Below are 480 nucleotides of genomic sequence, written 5' to 3' on the forward strand. Positions count from 1 at the left end.
AAAAATTGTAGAGGTGACTATATATGACTCAATTAAATATTAACGTAGACTTTGAAGAATTGGCAAGTGCTATATTTGAAAGTAACTTAAATACAGCTATGAAAAGTATTGCTGTATCTGTCTTAAATGCTTATATGGAGATGGAAAGAGACCAGTATGTAAATGCAGATTTCAAACAAAAGAATCCTAAAAGGATTGCCCAACGAAATGGCTACTACGAACGTGATTTTATGATGCCTGTTGGTAAAATTCATCTGAAAGTGCCTAGAACACGTGATGGTGAGTTTACAACTGACGTTTTCGAACAGTACACACGCTCTGATCAATCTCTTATTTTAGCTATGATGGAAGCTTATATTAATGGTGTTTCAACTCGGAATATCACGAAAATTGTCGAGGCTTTATCAGGGGAATCTGTATCGAAATCAACGATTTCTGAAGTAATGAAAAATATAGATCCTGATATTCAAGAATGGGCAA

1 protein-coding gene is annotated in these 480 nt (G+C 34.4%); it reads left to right on the forward strand.

Annotation, left to right across the window (positions count from 1 at the left end):
* Window positions 1-23: 23 nt before the first annotated feature.
* Window positions 24-480, forward strand: a 457-nt coding sequence (locus LQ668_RS12260) for a transposase (protein ID WP_239776060.1), incomplete at its 3' end; no start/stop codon positions are given.

The organism is Mammaliicoccus sp. K-M42 (assembly GCF_022386375.1).
In the GTDB taxonomy this organism is placed as follows: Bacteria; Bacillota; Bacilli; order Staphylococcales; family Staphylococcaceae; genus Mammaliicoccus; species Mammaliicoccus fleurettii.